The sequence below is a fragment of the Sphingobium sp. JS3065 genome, from assembly GCF_026427355.1.
Classification (GTDB): Bacteria; Pseudomonadota; Alphaproteobacteria; order Sphingomonadales; family Sphingomonadaceae; genus Sphingobium.
Map to the genome: position 1 here is coordinate 2,153,471 of NZ_CP102664.1, position 20,406 is coordinate 2,173,876.

Here is a 20,406-nt window from a genome sequence, read left to right on the forward strand (position 1 = left end):
CGCCTGAAAATTCAACCGCCGTTCGGGCTGAGCGAAGTCGAAGCCCTTTTGCTGAACCAAGGCGAAGCGTGGAGCCTCGGCTCCGCTCGGCAAGAAGCTTCGACTTCGCTCAGCCCGAACGGTTTTGGGACTATTGAGACAATGACCGACGCCACGCAGACCCGCGACCTCTTCTCCAAATTCGACCCCTTGATCGCAGAGCGCGAGGCGCTGCTGGCGACAGGCGTGCGCGATCCCTTCGCGATCGTGATGGACGAGGTGAAATCTCCGACCCAGGCGGTCATCAAGGGCAAGGACACGATCCTGCTCGGCACCTATAATTATATGGGCATGACCTTCGATCCGGACGTCGTCGCCGCGGGCAAGAAGGCGCTGGACGATTTCGGCGCGGGCACGACGGGCAGCCGCGTGCTGAACGGCACCTATCAGGGCCATAAGGAAGTCGAGGAAGCGCTCAAGGAATTTTACGGCACGACCGGCGCCATGGTCTTCTCGACCGGCTATCAGGCCAATCTGGGCATGATCTCCACCCTGGCGGGCAAGGGCGACTATATCGTGCTGGACGCGGACAGCCACGCCTCCATCTATGACGGCTGCTTCCTGGGCGATGCGGAGATCGTCCGTTTCCGCCACAACAGCGTCGAGGATCTGGACAAGCGCCTTGGCCGCCTGCCCGCCGACGCGCTGAAGCTGGTCGTGCTGGAGGGGGTCTATTCGATGCTGGGCGACGTCGCCCCCCTGCCCGCCATGGTCGCGGCCATCCGCAAGCATCCCAATTGCATGATCCTGGTGGACGAGGCCCATGGCATGGGCTTTTTCGGTCCCAATGGCCGCGGCGTCTATGAAGAGCAGGGCGTGGAAAAGGACGTCGATTTCGTCGTCGGCACCTTCTCCAAATCGGTCGGCACGGTGGGCGGCTTCTGCGTGTCCAACCATCCCAAGTTCGAGGTGCTGCGCCTCGTCTGCCGTCCCTATGTCTTCACCGCGTCGCTGCCGCCCAGCGTCGTCGCCACCGCCGCGACCTCCATCCGCAAGCTGATGCATGCGGGGGAGAAGCGCGCCCATCTGTGGAAAAACAGCCAGCGGCTGCACAAGGGGCTGACCGACCTCGGCTTCAAGCTGGGCACGGAAACGCCGCAATCCGCGATCATCGCCGTCATCTTGACCGACCAGGCCCAGGCGGTGGCGATGTGGCAGGCGCTGCTGGAACTGGGTCTCTACGTCAACATGGCGCGTCCCCCGGCGACCCCGGCGGGCACCTTCCTGCTGCGCTGCTCGCTTTGCGCCGAACATAGCGACGAGCAGGTCGGCCAGATCATCGGAATGTTCGAAGCGGCAGGCAAGGCGACCGGTGCGATCGGCTGATCGCGCGCGCCCATCGCACACACGGCAGGGCGGGCATTTATCGAGACGGAATTTCGCGGAAAATCGGAACCTTCCCCCTGCGGCATTTCTCGCTTAATGTTGTTCATCTAGTGTAACTGTCGATGGCGGACGGCCTTTTCATGGATGAGCATGCGACCGGTTGGCGAGCGATCATAGCGCGCTTTCTGCCGCTGGTGCTGGTCGTCCTGCTGATCGGGTCGCTCGGCACGCTGCTGTACAGCGCCAGCCACGCCGCGCGCGACCATGAGCGCGCGCTGAAGGAACAGCGCCGCAGTTTCGAGGTCATCGCCCTTGCCCGCGCTTTCGAGGCCAAGACCGCGCGGGCCGAGGTGACGCTGGCCCGCTATGTGATCAGCCTGGACCCCGATACGGGCCGGCTGTTCCAGGACCAGTGGCGCACCGCCGCCAGCCAGCTCAAGACCCTGGCCTATACCACCCGCCATTCCGACTGGCAGCGCGGCAATGTGATGGCGCTGCAGGCGGCGTTCGACCAGCGGGGCAAGACGTTGAGCGAGATCGGTCTGCGCACCACCTACGACCAGAAGATGGGCGCGCTCGCCCAGTTCCATCAGGCGGGCAAGTCCAGGGATTTGATGCGCATCGCGGCCCTGCTGACCCGGGTCATCCAGGCGGAAGATGCGCGGCTTCAGGAACGTAGCCAGGCCGTGTCCCTGGCCGGGGACCGCAATGCGTGGTTCGGCAAGACGTCGCAGCTTTTCGGCCTGGTCCTGCTGGTCTGCGTGCTGTTCGCGCTATGGTTCGCCAATGCCGCCTATAGCGAGCGGCGCAATGCCCGGCGGCAGGCGGAGGATGAGGCCGAGCGCGCCGACCGGCTGGAAGCGGCGGTCGCGGAACGCACGGCCGAACTGTCCGACGCCTATGAGCGGCTCAAGAAGGAAACCGCCGAACGCACCGCCGCCGAGGAAAATCTGCGCCAGATGCAGAAGATGGACGCCGTGGGCCAGCTTACCGGCGGGATCGCGCATGACTTCAACAATATGCTGGCGGTGGTGGTCGGCGGGCTGGAACTGGCCAAGCGCAAGCTGCGCCTGAAACCGCAGGAGGCCAGCCGCCACCTGGACAATGCGATGGAGGGGGCCAATCGCGCCGCCGCCCTCACCCGCCGCCTGCTGGCCTTCGCCCGGTCCGAACCGCTATTGCCCAACGCCGTCGATCCCGACGCGCTGGTGGCGGGCCTTTCGGATCTGATCGACCGGTCGATCGGCGATCAGATCACCATGGCATTCGAAAAGGAAGCGCAAGGCTGGCGGATCTTCGTCGACCAGCATCAGATGGAAAATGCGATTTTGAACCTGTGCGTCAATGCACGGGATGCGATGGAGGGGCGCGGGCGCCTGCTCATCAGGACGGGTCAGGCCCTCTTGGCCCCGCATGAAATCGGGGAGTGCGCGGGCGGCGAATATGTGACGCTCAGCGTCAGCGACGATGGCTGCGGCATGACGCCCCAAATCCTCTCCCGCGTGTTCGAACCCTTTTTCACGACCAAGCCGGTCGGCAAGGGAACGGGCCTGGGCCTCAGCCAGATTTTCGGCTTCGTGCACCAGAGCGAGGGCGAAATCCGCATCGAATCCGAACCCGGCGAAGGTACGAGCGTCCACATCTACCTCCCCCGCCATATCAGCGCGGAGGGAGAGGATGCGGTCGACGGGCATGCGCCCGACCGGGAACCTGTCCTGCATCCGCCGACGCGCATCCTGGTGGTGGAGGACGATCCCCGCGTCCTCAACCAGACGATGGCGGCGCTGGCGGAACTCGGCCATCTGCCGGTCGCCTGCGATCATCCGTCAAAGGCAGCGAAGCTGCTGGGCAGCCATCGCGACATCGGCCTGATCATGAGCGACGTGCTGATGCCCGACATGACCGGGCCGGAAATGATCCGAACCCTGCCTGCCGTCTACGCCCATCTGCCGGTATTGTTCGTCACCGGCTATGCGGGCGACATCGCCGAAGGCACGGATTTCGGAGGCCATGAAGTGCTGCGCAAGCCCTATACGCTGACCGGCCTCGCCCAGGCGCTGTCCAACGCCTTCAGCGGATCGCACCACCCCGGAACAGCCGCGGCAGCAGAGTGAGCGCGCCGATCAGTGGCCAGCGGCGCTGCCAGGGCTTGATCTCGATTTGCGTGCCCGCGTGGCGGTTGATCTTCCACGCGAGATAATCGATGCCGCCCGCATAGGTGAAGCTGGCCTTGGCAAGGCGGATGACGGAGAGCCATTTGCCCCGCCTTTGCAGCCGCCGCCAGCGAATGGCGGCCTGATCCGGGGCGAGCGACGACGGCAGGCCCCGCGCCAGCGCAGCCTCCCCGAAGCGGCGATAACGGTCGGGATCGGCGTCGACGATGGAAAGCGAACGCCCCTTCCGCTCCGCGCGCAGCTCCGCGCCATAGGTCAGGGTGAAGCCGGTCCGCCAAAGCGACAGCACGTCCTTCTCCCCGGCCATCGGGCGGGCGAGCGACAGCAGGGTTGGCGTGGCACCAGCGACCGCGCCGATGGCCCGCCGGCGGGCAAGGTCGTCCGCCGCCCATAGCAGCCGGGCAGGCTGGGCAAAACGCGCCCAGACCGAGACATTGTCGGCGGCGGGACCGTTGAGGCGCGCAAAGTCAGCCTCCGACAGGACGGCATATTTGGCGATCAGGCCGTTATGTTCGAACGGAAAGACATTGGGCGGGATCAGCCGGTTGGCCGTCGCGAGCCAGCGCTGTCCATAGGCGGCGCGATAGTCCGACACGATCAGGTAGAAATCCAGCATCAGCCCGTCGAGATTCTTCTCCCGCAGGCAGGAGCCGTAAAAGAGCACCGCACGCGAGGCATGAGGGTATCTGGCCGCCAAAGCGCCAGCCATGGCAGCCGCTCGCGGATCGGCGGGGCCGGCGAGTTCGGCGGTGACGAGGGAGAGAAAAGTTTCGGGCATCGGTCCTGCTGGGCACTTCGCGATCCTGCGAAGGCAGGAGTCCAGATCAAAGGGCGGAACTGGACTCCTGCCTTCGCAGGAGCGCGGCTGTCTTTCAATCCCGGCGCCGGAATATCAACGACAGATTGTTCGCGGGCATCTCGACCAGATGCTGAAACGCCAGCCCCTCGACCTCCGCGGCGGCGATCACATCCTCCACCTTGCGCAAACCCCATCGCGGATCGCGCACCTTGAGCGATGCGTCGAAGGCGAGATTGCCGGACCCGGTTTTCACATCCTCACGGAGATAAGGACCATAGAGGTAAAGCAGGCCGCCCGGCGGCAACGCCGCCCTCGCCCCCTTCATCAACCCGCGCGTCGCTTCCCAGGGGCTGATGTGGACCATGTTGATGCAGAGGATCGCGTCCGCCCTTTCAACCGGCCATTTGGCACATGCATCGAGCCTGACCGGTGGACATATATTGGGAAGACCCGCCTCCGCCCTCCACGCCGTGATGGAAGCAAGCGCAGCCGGATCGGGATCGCTCGGTTGCCAGTCGAGCGCGGGCAATGCGGCCGCGAAATGGATCGCATGCTCGCCGCTGCCGCTCGCCACCTCCAGCACCAGGCCGGAAGATGGCAGTTCCTCGCGAAGGACCGCCAATATGGCCTCGCGGTTGCGTTCGGTCGCCGGAGCATGACGTTTGCCCGCCGCGACGGGGCCGGAACCGGGTTCCCACGGTTCCGGCCTGTCCGTCATTCGGCGGCCTGCGCCAGCACCGGATCGGTCCAGGTCAAGACCGGCTTGCGCGCCGCCAGCGTCTCGTCGAGGCGACGGCGCGGGGCGAAATAGGGGGCGCCCTTCAGCGCCTCGTCACCCGCCTTGGCCCGGTCGGCCAGGCTGCGCAGCGCCAGGATGAACTGATCGAGCGCCGCCTTGCTTTCCGTCTCGGTCGGTTCGACCAGCATCGCGCCATGGACGACCAGCGGAAAATACATGGTCATCGGGTGGAAGCCCTCGTCGATCAGCCCCTTGGCGATGTCCAGCGTGGTGAAGCCTTCAGCCAGCCCCTTGTCGCTGAACAACGCCTCATGCATGCAGGGGCCGCTGCCGCCGAATGGCGCGTCCAGCACATCGTCCAGGCTGCGCAGGATGTAATTGGCGTTCAGCACCGCATCGCTCGCCACCTGGCGCAGGCCGTCCGCGCCATGGCTGAGGATATAGGTCAGGGCGCGGGTGAACATGCCCATCTGGCCGTGAAAGGCGACCATGCGGCCAAAGGTTTGGCCGTGATGCTCTTCCGCCGTCTCTTCCTCGATCAGCACGAACTTGTCGCCCTGCTTCTCCACGAAGGGCAGGGGCGCGAAGGAGGAAAGCGCCTCCGACAGCACCACCGGGCCGGAGCCGGGACCGCCGCCGCCATGGGGCGTCGAGAAGGTCTTGTGCAGGTTGATGTGCATCGCGTCGACGCCCAGGTCGCCGGGGCGGACCCGCCCGACGATGGCGTTGAAGTTCGCACCGTCGCAATAGACGAAGGCCCCGGCGGCATGCACCGCGTCGGAGATCGTCTTCATGTCGCGCTCGAACAGGCCGCAGGTATTGGGGTTGGTGATCATCACCGCCGCGACGTCAGGGCCTAAACGGGCCTTGAGCGCCTCCAGGTCGACGCGGCCGTCCGGGGTCGCGGGAATGTCCTCGACCTTGTAGCCGCAGAAGGCGGCGGTGGCAGGATTGGTGCCATGGGCGCTTTCGGGCACCAGGATGACGCTGCGCGCATCGCCACGGGCTTCCAGAGCGGCGCGGATCGCCAGCAGGCCGCACAGCTCGCCATGCGCGCCCGCCTTGGGACTCATCGCGACCGAATGCATCCCGGTCAGCGTCACCAGCCAGGCGGCCAGTTCATGGATCACCGCCAGCGCGCCCTGCACCGTCGATTGAGGCGCGAGCGGGTGGAGGTCGGCGAAACCGGGCATCCGCGCGACCTTTTCATTCAGGCGCGGATTATGCTTCATCGTGCAGGAGCCGAGCGGGAACAGGCCCAGGTCGATGGCGTAGTTCTGACGGCTGAGGCGCGTATAATGGCGCACCGTCTCCTGCTCCGACAGGCCGGGCAGGCCGATGCCGTCAGTCCGGGCGAGCGTGCCGAGGCGGCTGGCGACCTTGGGCGCCTCCGCGAAATCGACGCCGGTCGTATCGGTCGATCCGATCTCGAAGATCAGCGCCTCTTCCAGCATCAGCGCGCGATTGCCGGTGGCGGTCGCGGGCGCGCTGCCGGCTTCGCTCACGGCGACGGGGGCGCTGGGACGGCCTTCCTTCAACATGGTCATGCCAGTTCCTCCTCAAGCGCCTTGGCAAGGGTTTCGATATCCTCCGGCGTCACGGTTTCGGTGACGGCGACGACCAGGCCATGGCCGATCTCCGGCGCGTCCGGGAACAGGCGGCCGAGCGAGACGCCGCCCAACACGCCCTTGTCGGCAAGGTTGCGGACGACTTCGCGGGCGTCCTTCGACAGGACCAGCGTGAATTCGTTGAAGAAGCTGTCGTTCAGCAGCTTGACCCCCGGCACCCTCGCGAAACGGTCGGCGGCCTGACAGGCGAACGCATGATTGAGCGTGGCGAGTTCGCGCAGCCCCCTTTCACCCAGCAGGGTCATGTGGATGCTGAACGCCAGCGCGCAGAGGCCCGAATTGGTGCAGATGTTCGACGTCGCCTTTTCGCGGCGGATATGCTGTTCGCGGGTCGAGAGGGTCAGCACGAAGCCGCGTTTGCCCGCCGCGTCCACCGTCTCGCCGCAGAGGCGGCCCGGCATCTGGCGGACATATTTCTGCTTGCAGCCGAAAAGGCCGAGATAAGGCCCGCCGAACTGGAGGCCGACGCCGATGGACTGGCCTTCACCGACGACGATGTCCGCGCCCATATGGCCGGGCGCCCGACAAGCGCCCAGCGCCACCGGCTCGGTGACGACCGCGACCAGCAGCGCGCCCGCGGCATGGGCGGCGTCGGCCAGCGGGGTCAGGTCCGCGATGCGGCCGAGAATGTCGGGATATTGGACGACGACGCAGCTCGTATCCTTGTCGATGCCTGCGATCAGCGCGTCGATGTCGGTCGCTGCGTCCAGCGTCGGCGCTTCATGCACCAGCGCGTCGCCGGTGAATTTCGCCATGGTGTTGGCGACCGAGACATAATGCGGGTGCAGGCCGGAGGACAGGATCGCCTTGCCGCGCTTGGTGATGCGGCGGGCCATGCCGATCGCCTCCCAGCAGGCGGTCGAGCCGTCATACATGGAGGCGTTGGCCACGTCGCAGCCGAGCAGGCGGGCGACCTGGGTCTGGAATTCGAACAGCACCTGGAGCGTGCCCTGCGCGATTTCCGGCTGATAGGGCGTGTAGGCGGTCAGAAACTCGCCGCGCTGGATCAGATGATCGACGCTGGCGGGAACATGATGCTTGTAGGCGCCTGCGCCCAGGAAGAAGGGCGCTTCACCCGCCGATAGGTTCTTCCGCGCGAGATTGGCCATATGTCGCTCGACAGCCAGTTCGCTGGCATGGTCGGGCAGGCCGTCGATCTTGCCGGAAAGCCGCGCTTCGGCGGGAACGTCCACGAACAGGTCGTCGACCGACGATGCGCCGATGACGGACAGCATGTCCTGGCGGTCGGTGTCGGTAAGGGGCAGGTAGCGCATTTTCCAGAACTCCCCCCTCCCTGGAAGGGAGGGGCTTATTATTTGATCAAAGCGAGGCCACGAACTTCTTGTAGGCGGCTTCGTTCATCAGGCCTTCCAGCTCGCTGGGGTCCGCGATGCGCAGCTTGAAGAACCAGCCGTCCTCCTCCGCATCGCTGTTCACCAGCGCGGGTTCGTCCTCCAGCGCGCTGTTGCTTTCGACGACTTCGCCGGAGATCGGCGCATAGACGTCCGAAGCGGCCTTGACCGACTCCACGACGGCGGCGTCGTCGCCCTTTTCGAAGCTGACGCCTTCGGCGGGCAGTTCGACGAACACGATGTCGCCCAACTGCTCCTGCGCATAGTCGGTGATGCCGACGGTGGCGATTTCGCCCTCGACATCGATCCATTCATGTTCGTCGGTGAAATAACGGCTCATGATGATACTCCCCTCGGAAAATTACGCTTTACGGCGGTAACGGTGCTGCACGAACGGCATCGGCGCAATCGTGGCTGCGATGCGCTTGCCGCGCACCTCGATTTCGAGCGCTTCGCCCAGCGCGGCATGAGGCAGGCTGACCCAGCCCATGGCAATGGGTGCGCCCACGGTCGGCGCGAAACCGCCCGAAGTGACCTCCCCCACCAGCACGTCGCCCGCATAGATGGCCGCGCCTTCGCGGGCGGGCAAGCGCCCTTCGATCTTCAGGCCGACGCGCTTCGACCCTGGCCCGTCGGCCAGTTCCTTCATCACCCGCGCATGGCCGATGAAGCCGCCTTCCTCCCGGCGGCGCTTCTGGATGGCGAAGCCCAGGTCCGCGCCGATAGTGCTGACGGCGGGCGTCAGATCATGTCCATAGAGCGGCAGCCCCGCCTCCAGCCGCAGCGAATCGCGCGCGCCAAGGCCGATCGGCTTCACCTGCGGCAGGTCGCACAGCGCATCGGCCAGCAGCGTCGCATGATCGGCGGGAACGCTGATTTCAAAGCCATCCTCGCCGGTATAGCCCGAACGGCTGATCCACAACGCCGCGCCGCGCCAGGTGAAGAGACCCGATTGCATGAAGATCAGTTCGGCGGTTTGGGGGATGAGCGCCGCCAGCGCCTCGCCCGCTTCCGGACCTTGCAGGGCCAGCAGCGCCTGCTCATCCATGTGATTCATCACGACTTCATCGGGCAGATGCTCGATCATCCAGCCCATATCGTCATATTTGGTCGCGCCGTTGACCACCATGTAGATGTCCGCGCCGTCAAAGGCCCCATCGCCCAGGCGCGACACCATCAGATCGTCCAATATGCCGCCCTCTTCGTCCAGCAGCATCGAATAGCGCTGGCGGAAGGGCTTCAGCCCCTTGATGTCGCTTGGCAGCAGATGTTCCAGCGCCTCGTCCACGCCCTCGCCGGAGAAGGCGAGCTGGCCCATATGGCTGACGTCGAACAGCCCGGCATGCTCGCGGGTCCAGCTATGTTCGGCCATGATGCCTTCATATTGGATCGGCATGTGATAGCCCGCAAAGCCGACCATGCGCGCGCCCCTGACGCGATGCCAGGCGTCCAGCGGCAGCGCCAGCAACGGCAATTCTTCTTCGATATGGGCGATGTCGTCAGTGCCGGACATTGGGGCGGCCTTTCCGTGCGAGTGATAGGCGACACAGGCACACGCATCCGAAGCCGGACCCAGTGCATCTGCCACCCCCTCTGTCACGGAACCTGAGAGCTTTGACCACCGGCCAGCGACCGGATGGCTTACCCCTTCGGTGGGACGGCGTCAGACCGTCCGCTTTCCAGAGTGCCTGCCCATGATGCGGTCCTTTGGCCTGAGAGATTCCGGGGCGGTTGCTCCTTCGGCGACGGGGCGGCCTGAAAGGCTTCCCATGCTCTCCCGCATCAAGTCCGGAGTCGAATCCTCGACGCCGGCGACCCTTTCGCATTGCGTCAAACGCACCCCGGCGTCAATCCGGCAATCTCAGGCAATTTCAAGACTGCCGAATATTTCGGCATGGCGCTTTTCCGCATAGCGGTCTGTCATGCCCGCGATGAAGTCCGCGATATGGCGGCTGCGCTGCGGTTCGGACGACACGCAATCATCGCGCCATTCGGCGGGCATCAGCTTCGGGTCGTCTTGATAGGCGCGGAACAGGTCGGTGACGATCACCCGCGCCCGGTCCGCCGCGGCGAGTTGCGAGGGATGATGATAGAGCGCCGCGTACATGAAGCGCTTCAATTCCCGTTCCTGCGCCGCCAGTTCGGGCGAGAAGGCGACCAGGGCGCGCCCGGCCCGGCGGACATCCTCCACCGTTTCGACGCCCGATGCCGCTATGTTGGCGCGGGTGGCGGCGATCAGGTCGTTCGCCATGACGCCGATCTGTTCCCGCACCAGTTCGCGCAGCAGCCGGTCTTCGGCTATGTCGGGATAGCGGGCGCGTACCCGGTCCCAGCAGCTCTTGACCAGCGGCACGGTCAACAATTGATCCAGGCTCAGCAATCCGGCGCGCAGACCGTCGTCAATGTCGTGATTGTCATAGGCGATATCGTCCGCGATCGCGGCCAGTTGCGCCTCCAGCGAGGCATGGCTCGGCAGGTCGAGCGGGAACTGCGCGTCCACCTCCCGCATCGCCCAGCCGGGATGCGAGATCGGGCCATTATGCTTGGCCAGCCCCTCCAGCATTTCCCAACTGAGGTTCAGCCCCCGGAATAGCGGATAGGGGCTTTCCAGCATCATCAGCGTGCGCAGCGTATGCGCATTGTGATCGAAGCCGCCATGGTCCTCCATCGCCGCCTCCAGCGCATCCTCACCCGCATGGCCGAAGGGGGGATGGCCGATATCATGGGCAAGGCAGAGCGCTTCGGTCAGATCTTCGTTCAGGCCGAGCGTCCGCGCCGTGGTGCGGCCGATCTGCGCCACCTCCAGACTGTGGGTCAGGCGGACGCGGAAATGATCGCCGTCGGGGGAGACGAACACCTGCGTCTTATGGCGCAGGCGTCGGAAAGCGATGCTGTGGATGATGCGATCCCGGTCGCGCTGGAACATGTCGCGGGGGCCGCGCACCTCGCCGCCCGGTTCGGCGTGAAGGCGGCCCCGGCTCTTGCCGGGGTGGGAAGCATAGGAAGCAAGCGTCATGCCGCGCCCTTTAATATCCTTTTCCGCCTTTTCCGAGTCGTCAGATGCGCCATCCGACCGGAAATCGCCCTATTTGGCTGGCAGCCGTTCGACCACTTCCCCGGCATCGCTTTTCCAGGCGAACACGTCCGCGCCTGCCGATTTCAGCTTGTCCTCCAACGTCCTGGCGCGGGCGAAGCTGCTGAACGGCCCGACCAGCAGGCGATTGGTGCGGCCCCAGCCCGCGATCCAGGCATCCTGCGGTTCCAGTGAGTCATATTTCTTGCGCAGCCCCTTCATGGTGAAGGCCAGCGCGCCCTTGTTCGCGCCCGTACCCACCTGAAGCCAATTGCGCGAGGGATTGGCGGCAAGGCGCGCCTTTTCCTCGGCGGCCTTCTTCTTTTCCTCGGCCAGTTGCTTCGCCTTGGCGTCGGCTTCGGCCTTTGCCTTGGCGGCGGCGGCCTTTTTCGCCTTGTCCGCGGCGGCGGCTGCGGCGGCCTCCCGCTCGGCGCGGCGGGCGGCCTGCATCTGCGCGATTTCCGCCAGGTCCACGGCGGCAACGCTCGGCTGGCGTTCGGATTCGGGCACGTCGATGGCGCGGATGATGTCGGCTAGCGACCGGGTCACAGCGGGGTCGATCTGGGGCCGGGGCGCGGCGGCGGGAGGCGCGGTTTCAGGCGCTGTGGCGGGCGTTGCGGCGGGCGGTGGGGCGGCGGGCGCGCTTTGCGGCGGCGGCGCGGACGCCTGCGCCAGCGTGATCGCGTTAAGCTGACTCGCGGGAGGGGTGGCGGGCGCGGGAGGCGGGTTCGGGACGGACTCGAAACCGGGCGCGGGAGGCCCCTGCACATTCGGAGCAAGCGCGGCTTGCGGCGCGGCTGCACGCGGTTGCGCCGGTTGAGCGGGCGCTTCACGGGCGGGCGCGGGAGCCGGCAGGGCGCGAGGCGGCGCTTCCGCCTGGGCCAGTGTGGCGCTACCCGTCCCGCCGCTGCGCGAACGGCGGTCCTGCCGCGCCGGCCTGGCAGGCTGAGGCGCCTCGGCAACCGGCTGCCTGACCACCGGCGCCGCCGACGCGAAGGCAGGCGGCGTCGGCGTGATGGCGGCGATGGTGGAGCCGACATTAGCCGGGAAATGCCCGAAATGCACCGCTGCCGCCTTCTGGGCGGCGGTCAGATAGGGCATTTTCTGCATATAGGGCAGGATCGCCGTGGCGAGTTGCGACGGCATGGTCTGTTCCGCGATCTTCTTCGCGTCGGCCTGGCGGTTGTTCATCGCCAGGATGAAGGCGCGGTAACGCCAGGCTGCCCGGTCGCTCTTGTAGAGCAACGGTTTCAGCACCCGTTCCGCCGCGTCCACCTGACCCGATATGCCCAGCGACGCCGCATAGCGATGCGTCAGTTCCACATCATCAGGCGTTCGCTGGAGCGCTGCCTGATAATCGCGCTGCGCCCCGGCCTGATCGCCGGTCATGTCCCTGGCAAGGCCACGGTCGGCCAGCAACGTCGCTTCGGGATAGCCCAGCCGCACCGCCTGATCGAACAGGCGCAGCGCTTCGGCCGGATTCTGGTTCTTCAGCATGACCCGGCCAAGGCCTGCCTTCACCTTTCCATTATTGGGCTGAAGCGTGTCGGCACGGGCGAAGAAACCCGCCGCGGCGCGCGCATCGTCCATGTCGAGCGCCGCCTCGCCCGCCCCGATCAGCGCCGTCACGTCTCGCGGATTGGACGCCAGCCGGGCCAGATTATTGTTGAGATTTTCACCACTGGAGGGGCGGATCGCCTGCACCTGCGCGGGTTGCGCCAATATTGGTTGTACTGGCGCCGCGCCCGCCAGAAGCAGCCCGCCGAAAATCCATATATCGTAACGTCTCACAAGGAGCCCTTTAGCGGAAGGAAGCGGGGCAAGGAATATGCCGAAAGAAAAAGCGCGCCCGGTTGCCCATGACAACCGATGGCGCGCCTGTCCTTGCCGGGGCGGGACCAGGCCCGCGTCCGACTACTGGTTGCTCTGGCGGTTGAGGAAGCGCGGAATGTCCGGAGTCGGCGCGCCATCGTCGCTGGCGGCCGCCCCCTTTTCCCCACCGCGGGTAAGGCCCGCCATACGCTCGAACAGCGTACCGCCGGTGGCGACGCGGGCGGCAGGCTGGGGCACGGGGGCCGGAGCAGGCTTGGCCTCGGCTTCCTCCGCACCCAGCAGCAGTTCGTCCTGCGACGGATCTTCATCCGAGAAGATGGCGGCGGGACGCGACGGTGCGAAGGGCGCGGGCTGTTCCGCGACCGGCGGAGTCAAGGGCGCGGGCGCGGGCGCGGCAGGCACGTCCAGTTCCAGCGTTTCGGGTTCCGGTTCCGGCGTGGTGACCGGAGCGGCGGCAGGCGCAGACTTGGGCGCGGCCGCCGTGGGCACGGCGACGGCCGGGCGGCTGGCGAAGCTGAACGGCTGGGTCAGCGGCGCGGCTGCGCTTGACGCATCGCTGTCGATGCCGGTGGCGACCACCGACACGCGGATCTTGCCGTTCAGATTGTCATTGAAGGCCGAACCCCAGATGATATTCGCGTCCGGATCGACCAGTTCGCGGATATGGTTGGCGGCCTCGTCCACTTCCATCAGGCGCATGTCTTCACCGCCGACGATGGAGACGATCACGCCCTTCGCGCCGCGCATCGACACGCCGTCGAGCAGCGGGTTGGCGATTGCCTTTTCGGCAGCCTGCAATGCGCGGCCGTCTCCCTCCGCTTCGCCGGTGCCCATCATGGCCTTGCCCATTTCGCCCATCACCGAACGGACGTCCGCGAAGTCGAGGTTGATGAGGCCCGGCATGACCATCAGGTCGGTGATGCCGCGGACGCCCTGCTGCAACACCTCGTCCGCCATCTGGAAGGCTTCCTTGAAGGTGGTGTTGGGATTGGCGATCAGGAACAGATTCTGGTTAGGAATGACGATGAGGGTATCGACATGCTTCTGCAGTTCCTCAATGCCCGCCTCCGCCGACTTCATGCGGCGATTGCCCTCGAAGGTGAAGGGCTTGGTCACGACACCGACGGTCAGGATGCCGCGATCGCGCGCCGCCTTGGCAATGACGGGAGCAGCGCCAGTGCCGGTGCCGCCGCCCATGCCTGCGGCAATGAAGCACATATGCGCGCCGTTGAGGGCATCTTCGACCGAAGTGATGGTTTCCTCAGCCGCCGCCTTGCCGATTTCGGGTCGCGAACCGGCGCCAAGCCCTTCCGTGATCTGGGGGCCAAGCTGGATGCGGCGCTCCGCCGGGGAAGCGTTCAGCGCCTGCGCGTCGGTGTTGGCGACGATGAAATCCACGCCCTCGACCGAGGCGGCGATCATGTTCGCGATGGCGTTGCCGCCCGCGCCGCCGACGCCGATCACCGCGATGCGTGGCTTCAACTCGTCCACATGCGGTGGGCTGATTTCAATGCTCATAAACTTTAGCTCCCTCCAGCTTCGATGTCGTGAGCGAAACTGTCATCGAAGGTTAATGCAACAGATAATGGCGTATTTCACCATGTAATTTCGTTCGACTTCACTTTATTTCAGTAGTTCGTCTTCATCGCCTTCACCATTCTCTGCCACCATGCAGGCGCTCCTATACGGTGAACCGTCTGCGGAGCAGGCGCTATCGTTCTAAGATCAACCGGGTTCGAAGCGCCGTAAAGCGCAAGACCCGCCAGCGTCGCGAAGGCCGGGCCGCTATGCGCCTCCGGCAGTGCGGCCAATCCGCGGGGCCGCCCGATCCGCACGGCGCGCCCCAAAGCACCCTGGGCATAATCGGCAATGCCCTTCATTTCCGCGCCGCCGCCGGTCAGCACCACCTGCCGCCCGGTCGGCGTGTTGAAGCCCATGCCGGCGAGCGCGGCGTTAACCTCCACCATGATCTGGTTCAGCCGCTCGCAAATCACCGCCACCAGGGCGGCGCGGGTGATCTTGCCGCCGTCCGCGTTGGGACCGGCGCTCTGCCCTGGAATGGCTACGTCGCCATGGGGCGTGGCGATCTCTATCATGTCGCGGAAATCGCGGCGGTTCTGCATCGCCGAACCGTAGAAGCATTTGATCCGCTCCGCCTGGCTGCGGCGAATGCCGAAGGCGGAGGCGATATCGTCGGTAATGTCCGACGCCCCGATGGGAATGCTGTGCAGGCCCACCAGCATCCCGCCCGCATAGAGCGAGACATTGGTGACGCCCGCGCCCAGTTCGACCAGCGCGACGCCCAGATCCCTCTCCTCTTCGGACAGGCAGGCAAGGCCGGTCGCGATGGGCGATGCGACGATGGAGTTGACGTTCAGATAGGCGCCACGCACGCACAGGTCGAGATTGGCGAGCGGCGCGCCGTCGGCCAGCACCACATGGATATCGACGCCCAACAGGTCGGCGTGCATCCCCAGCGGCTTTTTCACCGGCACCCGGCCATTGATGGTGAAGCAGGTCGGCTGCGCATGCAGCACCACGCGCCCTTCGGGGTCGATCCCCTGCTGCCCGGTGGAGAGCAGGTCGTCGATATCCGCCTGTTCGACCCGATAGCCGCCCATGTCGCGCTCTACCGTAACGACGTCGCTGACCAGGCTGCCGCCGGAAAAGCTGACCCAGACATCCTCGATATTGGTGCCCGCGACCCGCTCCGCCTGCTCGACCGTCTCGCGCACGGCGAGTTCGGTGCGCTCCATGTCCGCGATGAAGCCGCGCCGCACGCCCCGGCTCTCCCGCTGGCCGGTGCCCAGGATCGCCAGTTCGCCGTTTTCGGTGCGCCCCGCGATCAACGCGGACACCTTCCACGATCCGATATCGATCGCAGTGACGAACTTCTCGACCTTGGGTTGGGCCATGGCCTTAGCCTTCCTCGCCCTTCGCGGGCGTGTCGGCGCTCGCAGCGGGCTTTGCGGCGTCGCTGTCATTCGCCTGTCCCTGCGGCAGGCGCAACACGAACCGATCGGGGTCGCGCATGTCGAACTTCACGATGCCCCGGCCCAGCAGGCGGTTCACCCCGTCCATGCGCGCGAAGTTGACCAGCGCCGTGGCCGATGGCTTCTCCCCTTCAGGCAGGGAGAGCGTCTCCCCGGACTGGAAGCGCAGATCCCAGCGCCGGTTTCCAACCCAGGTCGCGCCCGCCAGCATCGGCTTCAACGCAGGCGCATTTTCCATCAGCTTGTTAAGGTCGGCGGTCTGAAGATTGGCGTTCGGCCCCACCACCAGCGGCAGGTCTGGCATCGCGCCCGCCGACACGGACTGCAACACCACGCCCTGCACGTCGATCAGGTGAAGCCGTCCGTCATGCTGCCACACCGCCACCGGATCGCGCTCGACGATGTCGACGACCAGCGTGTCGGGCAGGCGACGGGAAATGCGCGCATCCTTCACCCAGCCGAGTTTCAGCATGTCGTCGCGCACCTTCGGCAGGTCGAGCGCCAGCATGGAGCGGTTCACCTGCCCCAGGGCGATATTGTAGATGGGCAGTTCGTCCATCCGCTCGACGCCGCGCACCTCGACTTTCTCCACCTCGAAACCGGCATTGGCGGCCAATTCGGAGGCCTTCTGACCGGCCATGGCGGGCAGGCCCATCAGCATGGCGATGCCGGCCACGCCCGCCAGCACGATGCCGACAATGGCCCAGCTTGCCATGCGCTGAAGCGTCTCCTCGCTGAAGGGCAGCAGGTCGAGCAGATCGTCCACCCAACTGCGGCGCTTGGCCTGACGGCCCCGCCCTGCGCTGCGGCCGCGCGCGCCGGTCGCGCCCGTCAGCCGCGCGGTTCCGCCACGCCGGATGCGTGCTTCAGCCATGCTTTGCCCCCTTTACGCCCTGCTTGAGAGCGTCCTCGACAATACGCTCCACCAACTCGGCATAGTCAATGCCCAGCTTCGCCGCCTGTTCGGGCACAAGGCTGAGCGGCGTCATGCCCGGCTGGGTGTTGACCTCCAGCAGGAACAGCCCCTCTATCCCCTGATTGTCGTCCCAGCGGAAATCGGAGCGCGAGGCGCCCTTGCAGCCCAGCAATTGATGGGCGCGCAGAGCTATCGCCTTGCAGGCCTCCGCAATATCATTGGGGATTTCCGCCGGGCAGACATGTTCGGTCATGCCGTCGGTATATTTGGCGTCGAAATCGTAGAAGCCGCTCTTCGGGCGCAATTCCGTCACCAGCAGCGCTTCGTCGCCCAGCACGGCGGTCGTCAGTTCCCGCCCGCGAATATAGGGTTCGGCCAGAAGTTCATCGAAATGCAGCCACGGCCCCTCGACATCGCGGCCGATAGGGGAGCCGTAATTGCCCCCTTCCGTCACGATGGCGACGCCGACCGAACTGCCTTCATTGACCGGCTTCACCACATAGGGGCGCGGCAGGGGATCGGCTTCGAACAGGCTGGCGCTTTTGACGATATGGCCGCCGGGCATGGGGATGCCGTGGGGCACCAGCGCCTGCTTGGTAAGCTGCTTGTCGATGGCGATGACCGAAGTGGCAAGGCCCGAATGGGTGTAGGTCAGGCCCATCAGGTCCATCATGCCCTGCACCGTGCCATCCTCGCCGGGGACGCCGTGGAGGGCGTTGAACACGACATCGGGCTTGGCCTCGGAAAGGCGCAGGGCGACGTCGCGATCCATGTCGATGCGCGTGACCTTATGACCGCGCGATTCCAGCGCCTTGGCGACGCCCTCGCCCGACGAGAGCGAAACCGGCCGCTCGGCGGACCAGCCGCCCATCAGGACGGCAACATGCCAGGGGCCACGGCTCACTTCTTCACTCCCACAGAATTTTGCTGTTCAGCATTGTCGGCGAATTTGCCCACACGCTGTATTTCCCATTCCAGTTCGACGCCGCTCCTTGCCTTCACACGGCGGCGGACTTCCTCGCCCAGGCCCTCGATATCCGCGCTGGTCGCATCACGGAGGTTGAGGAGGAAATTGGTATGCTTCTCCGAAACCTGCGCGCCGCCCCATTGCAGGCCGCGGCAGCCCGCCTCATCCACAAGCTGCCAGGCCTTGTGCCCTTCCGGGTTCTTGAAGGTCGACCCGCCGGTCTTGCTGCGGAGTGGCTGGCTTTCCTCGCGAGCGGCGGCGATGCGGTCCATTTCCGCCTGAATCGCGGCAGGTTCGCCCGGAACGCCCCGGAAGACCGCGCTCACCACCACCGCGCCTTCCGGCAACATGCTGTGGCGATAGCTATAGCCCAGCGCATCGAGCGGCATCGTCACCCGTTCGCCCGACCGCAGCACCACCTCGCACTCGACAAGAATATCGCGGGTCTCACGGCCATAAGCGCCGCCGTTCATTCGCACGAAACCGCCGACCGTGCCGGGGATCGAACGCAGAAACTCCAGCCCCGCTATCCCCGCATCGCGCGCGGTCGAGGAGACGAGAATGCCCGAAGCCCCTCCCTCACAGCGCAGGGTGGTCGCATCGACCTGCTCCACCCTGGCGAAGGGCTTGCCGAGGCGCACGACCACGCCCGGAACGCCGCCGTCGCGGACGATCAGGTTGGACCCCAGCCCCAGCGCCATCACCGGAACCGCCGGGTCCAGATCACGCAGGAAATCGGACAAATCCTCCCCATCCTTCGGCTCGAACAGCCATTGTGCATGGCCCCCCGCCTTGAACCAGACGAGGGGACCAAGCGGCGCATCAGCCTTGAGCGAGCCGCGAACCGAAGGAAGGGTCAAGGCCGCCAGCGTCAATCGCGCATCCCCCAGAGCCGCATCCAGCCCTTCAACGCCTTCATGCCCGCGTCGCCCGCCTTGTTGGCGGCAAGTCCCGCTTCCACATTGCGCTGGGCGGCGTCGACCATGTCCTGAGCGACCTCTATGCCCTGCATCTGGATGTCGATCATCCGCTTCTGCATTTCGAGGCCGACATTGAGCAGTTCGAACATCAGGCCGCCTCTTTCGCCGCCACGGCCGACGCCAGCCCGGCCGCCCATTTCGTGATGTCGCCCGCGCCGAGGCAGATGATCATGTCATCCGCCTGGACATCCGCCGCGATCACGCGGGCCAGGTCGTCGGCGCCCTCCACCGTCGTCGCATGGCGATGCCCCCGGCGCTTCAGCCCGGCGACCAGTTCGGTGCTGTCCACGCCCTCTATGGGCTGCTCGCCCGCCGGATAGACCGGGGCGGCATAGACAATGTCGGCGTCGTTGAAGGCCTGCTGAAATTCGTCCATCAGGTCGCGCAGACGAGTGAAACGGTGCGGCTGGACCACGGCGATGACGCGGCCTTTCGCGCCTTCGCGGGCGGCGGCGAGCACCGCCTTGATCTCGACCGGATGGTGGCCGTAATCGTCGATCACGGTCGCGGCCCCGCCACTCACGGCGATTTCCCCGACCTTGGTGAAGCGGCGCTTCACGCCCCCGAACTTGGCGAAACCGGTCTGGATCGTCGCGTCCTCGATGCCCATTTGCAGCGCCACGCCGATCGCCGCCATGGCGTTCAGCACATTGTGGCGGCCCGGCATCGGCATTTCGATGCCCTCGATCCGGCGGAGCGACCCGTCACGCTCGCGGATCTGCACGTCGAAACGGTTGCCGCCGGGGATCGGCTGCACATTCTCGCCGCGAATATCCGCCTGGGCCGAGAAACCATAGGTGACGATGCGCCGGTCCTGCACGCGGGGCAGGATAGCCTGCACCTCCGGATGATCGAGGCACAGCATCGCCGCGCCGTAGAAAGGCACGTTCTCGACGAATTCGACAAAGGCGTCCTTCACCTTGTCGAAGCTGCCATAATGGTCGAGATGCTCGGGATCGATATTGGTCACGACCGCCAGCGTGCCGTCCAGGCGCAGGAAGCTGCCGTCGCTCTCATCGGCCTCCACCACCATCCACTCGCTGTTGCCGAGGCGGGCGTTGGAACCGTAGCTGTTGATGATGCCGCCATTGATGACGGTCGGGTCCACCCCGCCCGCGTCCAGCAGCGCCGCGACCATGGAAGTGGTCGTGGTCTTGCCATGGGTGCCCGCGATGGCGACGGTCGACTTCAACCGCATCAGTTCGGCCAGCATCTCGGCACGGCGGATCACCGGCACGCGGCGTTCCAGCGCCAGATCGACTTCCGGATTGCCCTTCTTGATCGCGGTGGAGGTCACGACCACGGCGGCGTCACCCAGATTTTCGGCCTTGTGGCCGATCATCACGTCGATGCCCTTCTTGCGCAGCCCTTCCACGACATAGCCTTCCGCCACGTCGGACCCCTGAACCTTGTAACCCAGATTATGCATCACTTCGGCGATGCCGGACATGCCGATGCCGCCAATGCCGATGAAATGGATCGTGCCGATGTCGGTGCCGACACCCTTCATGCGCGGGATTCCTTATGTGCAAAATAAAGAGGGCCGTTCGGGCTGAGCGAAGTCGAAGCCGCCCGCTGAACGTAGTG

Annotated in this window: 17 protein-coding genes and 1 riboswitch; of the genes, 2 read left to right on the top strand and 15 right to left on the bottom strand. The window is 65.7% G+C overall.

What is annotated here, in order from left to right; genetic code table 11:
• Window positions 1-141: 141 nt before the first annotated feature.
• Window positions 142-1,365, top strand: a complete 1,224-nt coding sequence (spt, locus tag NUH86_RS10305; protein WP_267249418.1) for a serine palmitoyltransferase — start codon at window positions 142-144, stop codon at window positions 1,363-1,365.
• 122 nt (window positions 1,366-1,487) lie between these two features.
• On the top strand, window positions 1,488-3,479 hold the full coding sequence (locus NUH86_RS10310; RefSeq protein ID WP_267249419.1) for an ATP-binding protein: 1,992 nt from the start codon (window positions 1,488-1,490) through the stop codon (window positions 3,477-3,479).
• Here NUH86_RS10310 and NUH86_RS10315 read toward each other — a convergent pair.
• The 15 genes from NUH86_RS10315 to murC all read right to left on the bottom strand — a co-directional run bounded on the left by NUH86_RS10315 (window position 3,436) and on the right by murC (window position 20,329).
• Window positions 3,436-4,317: a hypothetical protein gene (locus NUH86_RS10315; RefSeq protein ID WP_267249420.1), complete on the bottom strand. Its 882-nt coding sequence runs from the start codon at window positions 4,315-4,317 to the stop codon at window positions 3,436-3,438. The two genes, NUH86_RS10310 and NUH86_RS10315, sit on opposite strands and share 44 nt — an antisense overlap.
• A gap of 94 nt (window positions 4,318-4,411) precedes the next feature.
• Window positions 4,412-5,056, bottom strand: coding sequence for a DUF938 domain-containing protein (locus tag NUH86_RS10320; protein ID WP_267249421.1), 645 nt, complete (start codon window positions 5,054-5,056; stop codon window positions 4,412-4,414).
• A complete protein-coding gene (gcvPB, locus tag NUH86_RS10325) occupies window positions 5,053-6,624 on the bottom strand; it encodes an aminomethyl-transferring glycine dehydrogenase subunit GcvPB (RefSeq protein ID WP_267249422.1) in 1,572 nt (523 codons plus the stop codon). The genes NUH86_RS10320 and gcvPB overlap by 4 nt, the downstream gene beginning before the upstream one ends.
• Window positions 6,621-7,979 carry an aminomethyl-transferring glycine dehydrogenase subunit GcvPA gene (gcvPA, locus tag NUH86_RS10330; protein ID WP_267249423.1) on the bottom strand — a complete coding sequence of 453 codons (1,359 nt, stop codon included), beginning with the start codon at window positions 7,977-7,979 and terminating at the stop codon, window positions 6,621-6,623. Before gcvPA ends, gcvPB begins: the two co-directional genes overlap by 4 nt.
• A 46-nt stretch (window positions 7,980-8,025) precedes the next feature.
• Entirely contained in the window at window positions 8,026-8,397 is a 372-nt protein-coding gene (gcvH, locus tag NUH86_RS10335) for a glycine cleavage system protein GcvH (protein ID WP_267249424.1), read from the bottom strand.
• Window positions 8,398-8,418: 21 nt separating this feature from the next.
• Window positions 8,419-9,570, bottom strand: a complete 1,152-nt coding sequence (gene gcvT / locus NUH86_RS10340) for a glycine cleavage system aminomethyltransferase GcvT (protein ID WP_267249425.1) — start codon at window positions 9,568-9,570, stop codon at window positions 8,419-8,421.
• A 177-nt stretch (window positions 9,571-9,747) separates the two neighbouring features.
• Window positions 9,748-9,847, bottom strand: a riboswitch (glycine riboswitch).
• 71 nt (window positions 9,848-9,918) lie between these two features.
• A complete protein-coding gene (locus NUH86_RS10345; protein ID WP_267249426.1) occupies window positions 9,919-11,073 on the bottom strand; it encodes a deoxyguanosinetriphosphate triphosphohydrolase in 1,155 nt (384 codons plus the stop codon).
• Between the two features lie 69 nt (window positions 11,074-11,142).
• On the bottom strand, window positions 11,143-12,921 hold the full coding sequence (locus NUH86_RS10350; protein ID WP_267249427.1) for an SPOR domain-containing protein: 1,779 nt from the start codon (window positions 12,919-12,921) through the stop codon (window positions 11,143-11,145).
• A gap of 123 nt (window positions 12,922-13,044) precedes the next feature.
• Window positions 13,045-14,481, bottom strand: a complete 1,437-nt coding sequence (gene ftsZ / locus NUH86_RS10355) for a cell division protein FtsZ (RefSeq protein ID WP_267249428.1) — start codon at window positions 14,479-14,481, stop codon at window positions 13,045-13,047.
• Between the two features lie 110 nt (window positions 14,482-14,591).
• The gene (ftsA, locus tag NUH86_RS10360) at window positions 14,592-15,878 is read right to left on the bottom strand and encodes a cell division protein FtsA (protein WP_267249429.1); all 1,287 of its coding nucleotides are present in this window, start codon (window positions 15,876-15,878) and stop codon (window positions 14,592-14,594) included.
• A 4-nt stretch (window positions 15,879-15,882) separates the two neighbouring features.
• Window positions 15,883-16,830, bottom strand: coding sequence for a cell division protein FtsQ/DivIB (locus NUH86_RS10365; protein ID WP_267249430.1), 948 nt, complete (start codon window positions 16,828-16,830; stop codon window positions 15,883-15,885).
• Window positions 16,823-17,776, bottom strand: coding sequence for a D-alanine--D-alanine ligase (locus NUH86_RS10370; protein ID WP_267249431.1), 954 nt, complete (start codon window positions 17,774-17,776; stop codon window positions 16,823-16,825). The genes NUH86_RS10365 and NUH86_RS10370 overlap by 8 nt, the downstream gene beginning before the upstream one ends.
• Window positions 17,773-18,714, bottom strand: coding sequence for a UDP-N-acetylmuramate dehydrogenase (gene murB / locus NUH86_RS10375; protein WP_267249432.1), 942 nt, complete (start codon window positions 18,712-18,714; stop codon window positions 17,773-17,775). The genes NUH86_RS10370 and murB overlap by 4 nt, the downstream gene beginning before the upstream one ends.
• Complete coding sequence (locus NUH86_RS10380; protein ID WP_267249433.1) at window positions 18,711-18,908, bottom strand: hypothetical protein; 198 nt, start codon at window positions 18,906-18,908, stop codon at window positions 18,711-18,713. The genes murB and NUH86_RS10380 overlap by 4 nt, the downstream gene beginning before the upstream one ends.
• Entirely contained in the window at window positions 18,908-20,329 is a 1,422-nt protein-coding gene (murC, locus tag NUH86_RS10385) for a UDP-N-acetylmuramate--L-alanine ligase (protein ID WP_267249434.1), read from the bottom strand. The genes NUH86_RS10380 and murC overlap by 1 nt, the downstream gene beginning before the upstream one ends.
• Window positions 20,330-20,406: the final 77 nt, after the last annotated feature.

Excerpts from the sequence above, each read along its gene's own strand:
- spt (WP_267249418.1), top strand. The coding sequence starts at position 142 with ATGACCGACGCCACGCAGACCCGCGACCTCTTCTCCAAATTCGACCCC.
- NUH86_RS10310 (WP_267249419.1), top strand. The coding sequence starts at position 1,488 with ATGGCGGACGGCCTTTTCATGGATGAGCATGCGACCGGTTGGCGAGCG.
- NUH86_RS10315 (WP_267249420.1), bottom strand. The coding sequence starts at position 4,317 with ATGCCCGAAACTTTTCTCTCCCTCGTCACCGCCGAACTCGCCGGCCCC.
- NUH86_RS10320 (WP_267249421.1), bottom strand. The coding sequence starts at position 5,056 with ATGACGGACAGGCCGGAACCGTGGGAACCCGGTTCCGGCCCCGTCGCG.
- gcvPB (WP_267249422.1), bottom strand. The coding sequence starts at position 6,624 with ATGACCATGTTGAAGGAAGGCCGTCCCAGCGCCCCCGTCGCCGTGAGC.
- gcvPA (WP_267249423.1), bottom strand. The coding sequence starts at position 7,979 with ATGCGCTACCTGCCCCTTACCGACACCGACCGCCAGGACATGCTGTCC.
- gcvH (WP_267249424.1), bottom strand. The coding sequence starts at position 8,397 with ATGAGCCGTTATTTCACCGACGAACATGAATGGATCGATGTCGAGGGC.
- gcvT (WP_267249425.1), bottom strand. The coding sequence starts at position 9,570 with ATGTCCGGCACTGACGACATCGCCCATATCGAAGAAGAATTGCCGTTG.
- NUH86_RS10345 (WP_267249426.1), bottom strand. The coding sequence starts at position 11,073 with ATGACGCTTGCTTCCTATGCTTCCCACCCCGGCAAGAGCCGGGGCCGC.
- ftsZ (WP_267249428.1), bottom strand. The coding sequence starts at position 14,481 with ATGAGCATTGAAATCAGCCCACCGCATGTGGACGAGTTGAAGCCACGC.
- ftsA (WP_267249429.1), bottom strand. The coding sequence starts at position 15,878 with ATGGCCCAACCCAAGGTCGAGAAGTTCGTCACTGCGATCGATATCGGA.
- NUH86_RS10365 (WP_267249430.1), bottom strand. The coding sequence starts at position 16,830 with ATGGCTGAAGCACGCATCCGGCGTGGCGGAACCGCGCGGCTGACGGGC.
- NUH86_RS10380 (WP_267249433.1), bottom strand. The coding sequence starts at position 18,908 with ATGTTCGAACTGCTCAATGTCGGCCTCGAAATGCAGAAGCGGATGATC.
- murC (WP_267249434.1), bottom strand. The coding sequence starts at position 20,329 with ATGAAGGGTGTCGGCACCGACATCGGCACGATCCATTTCATCGGCATT.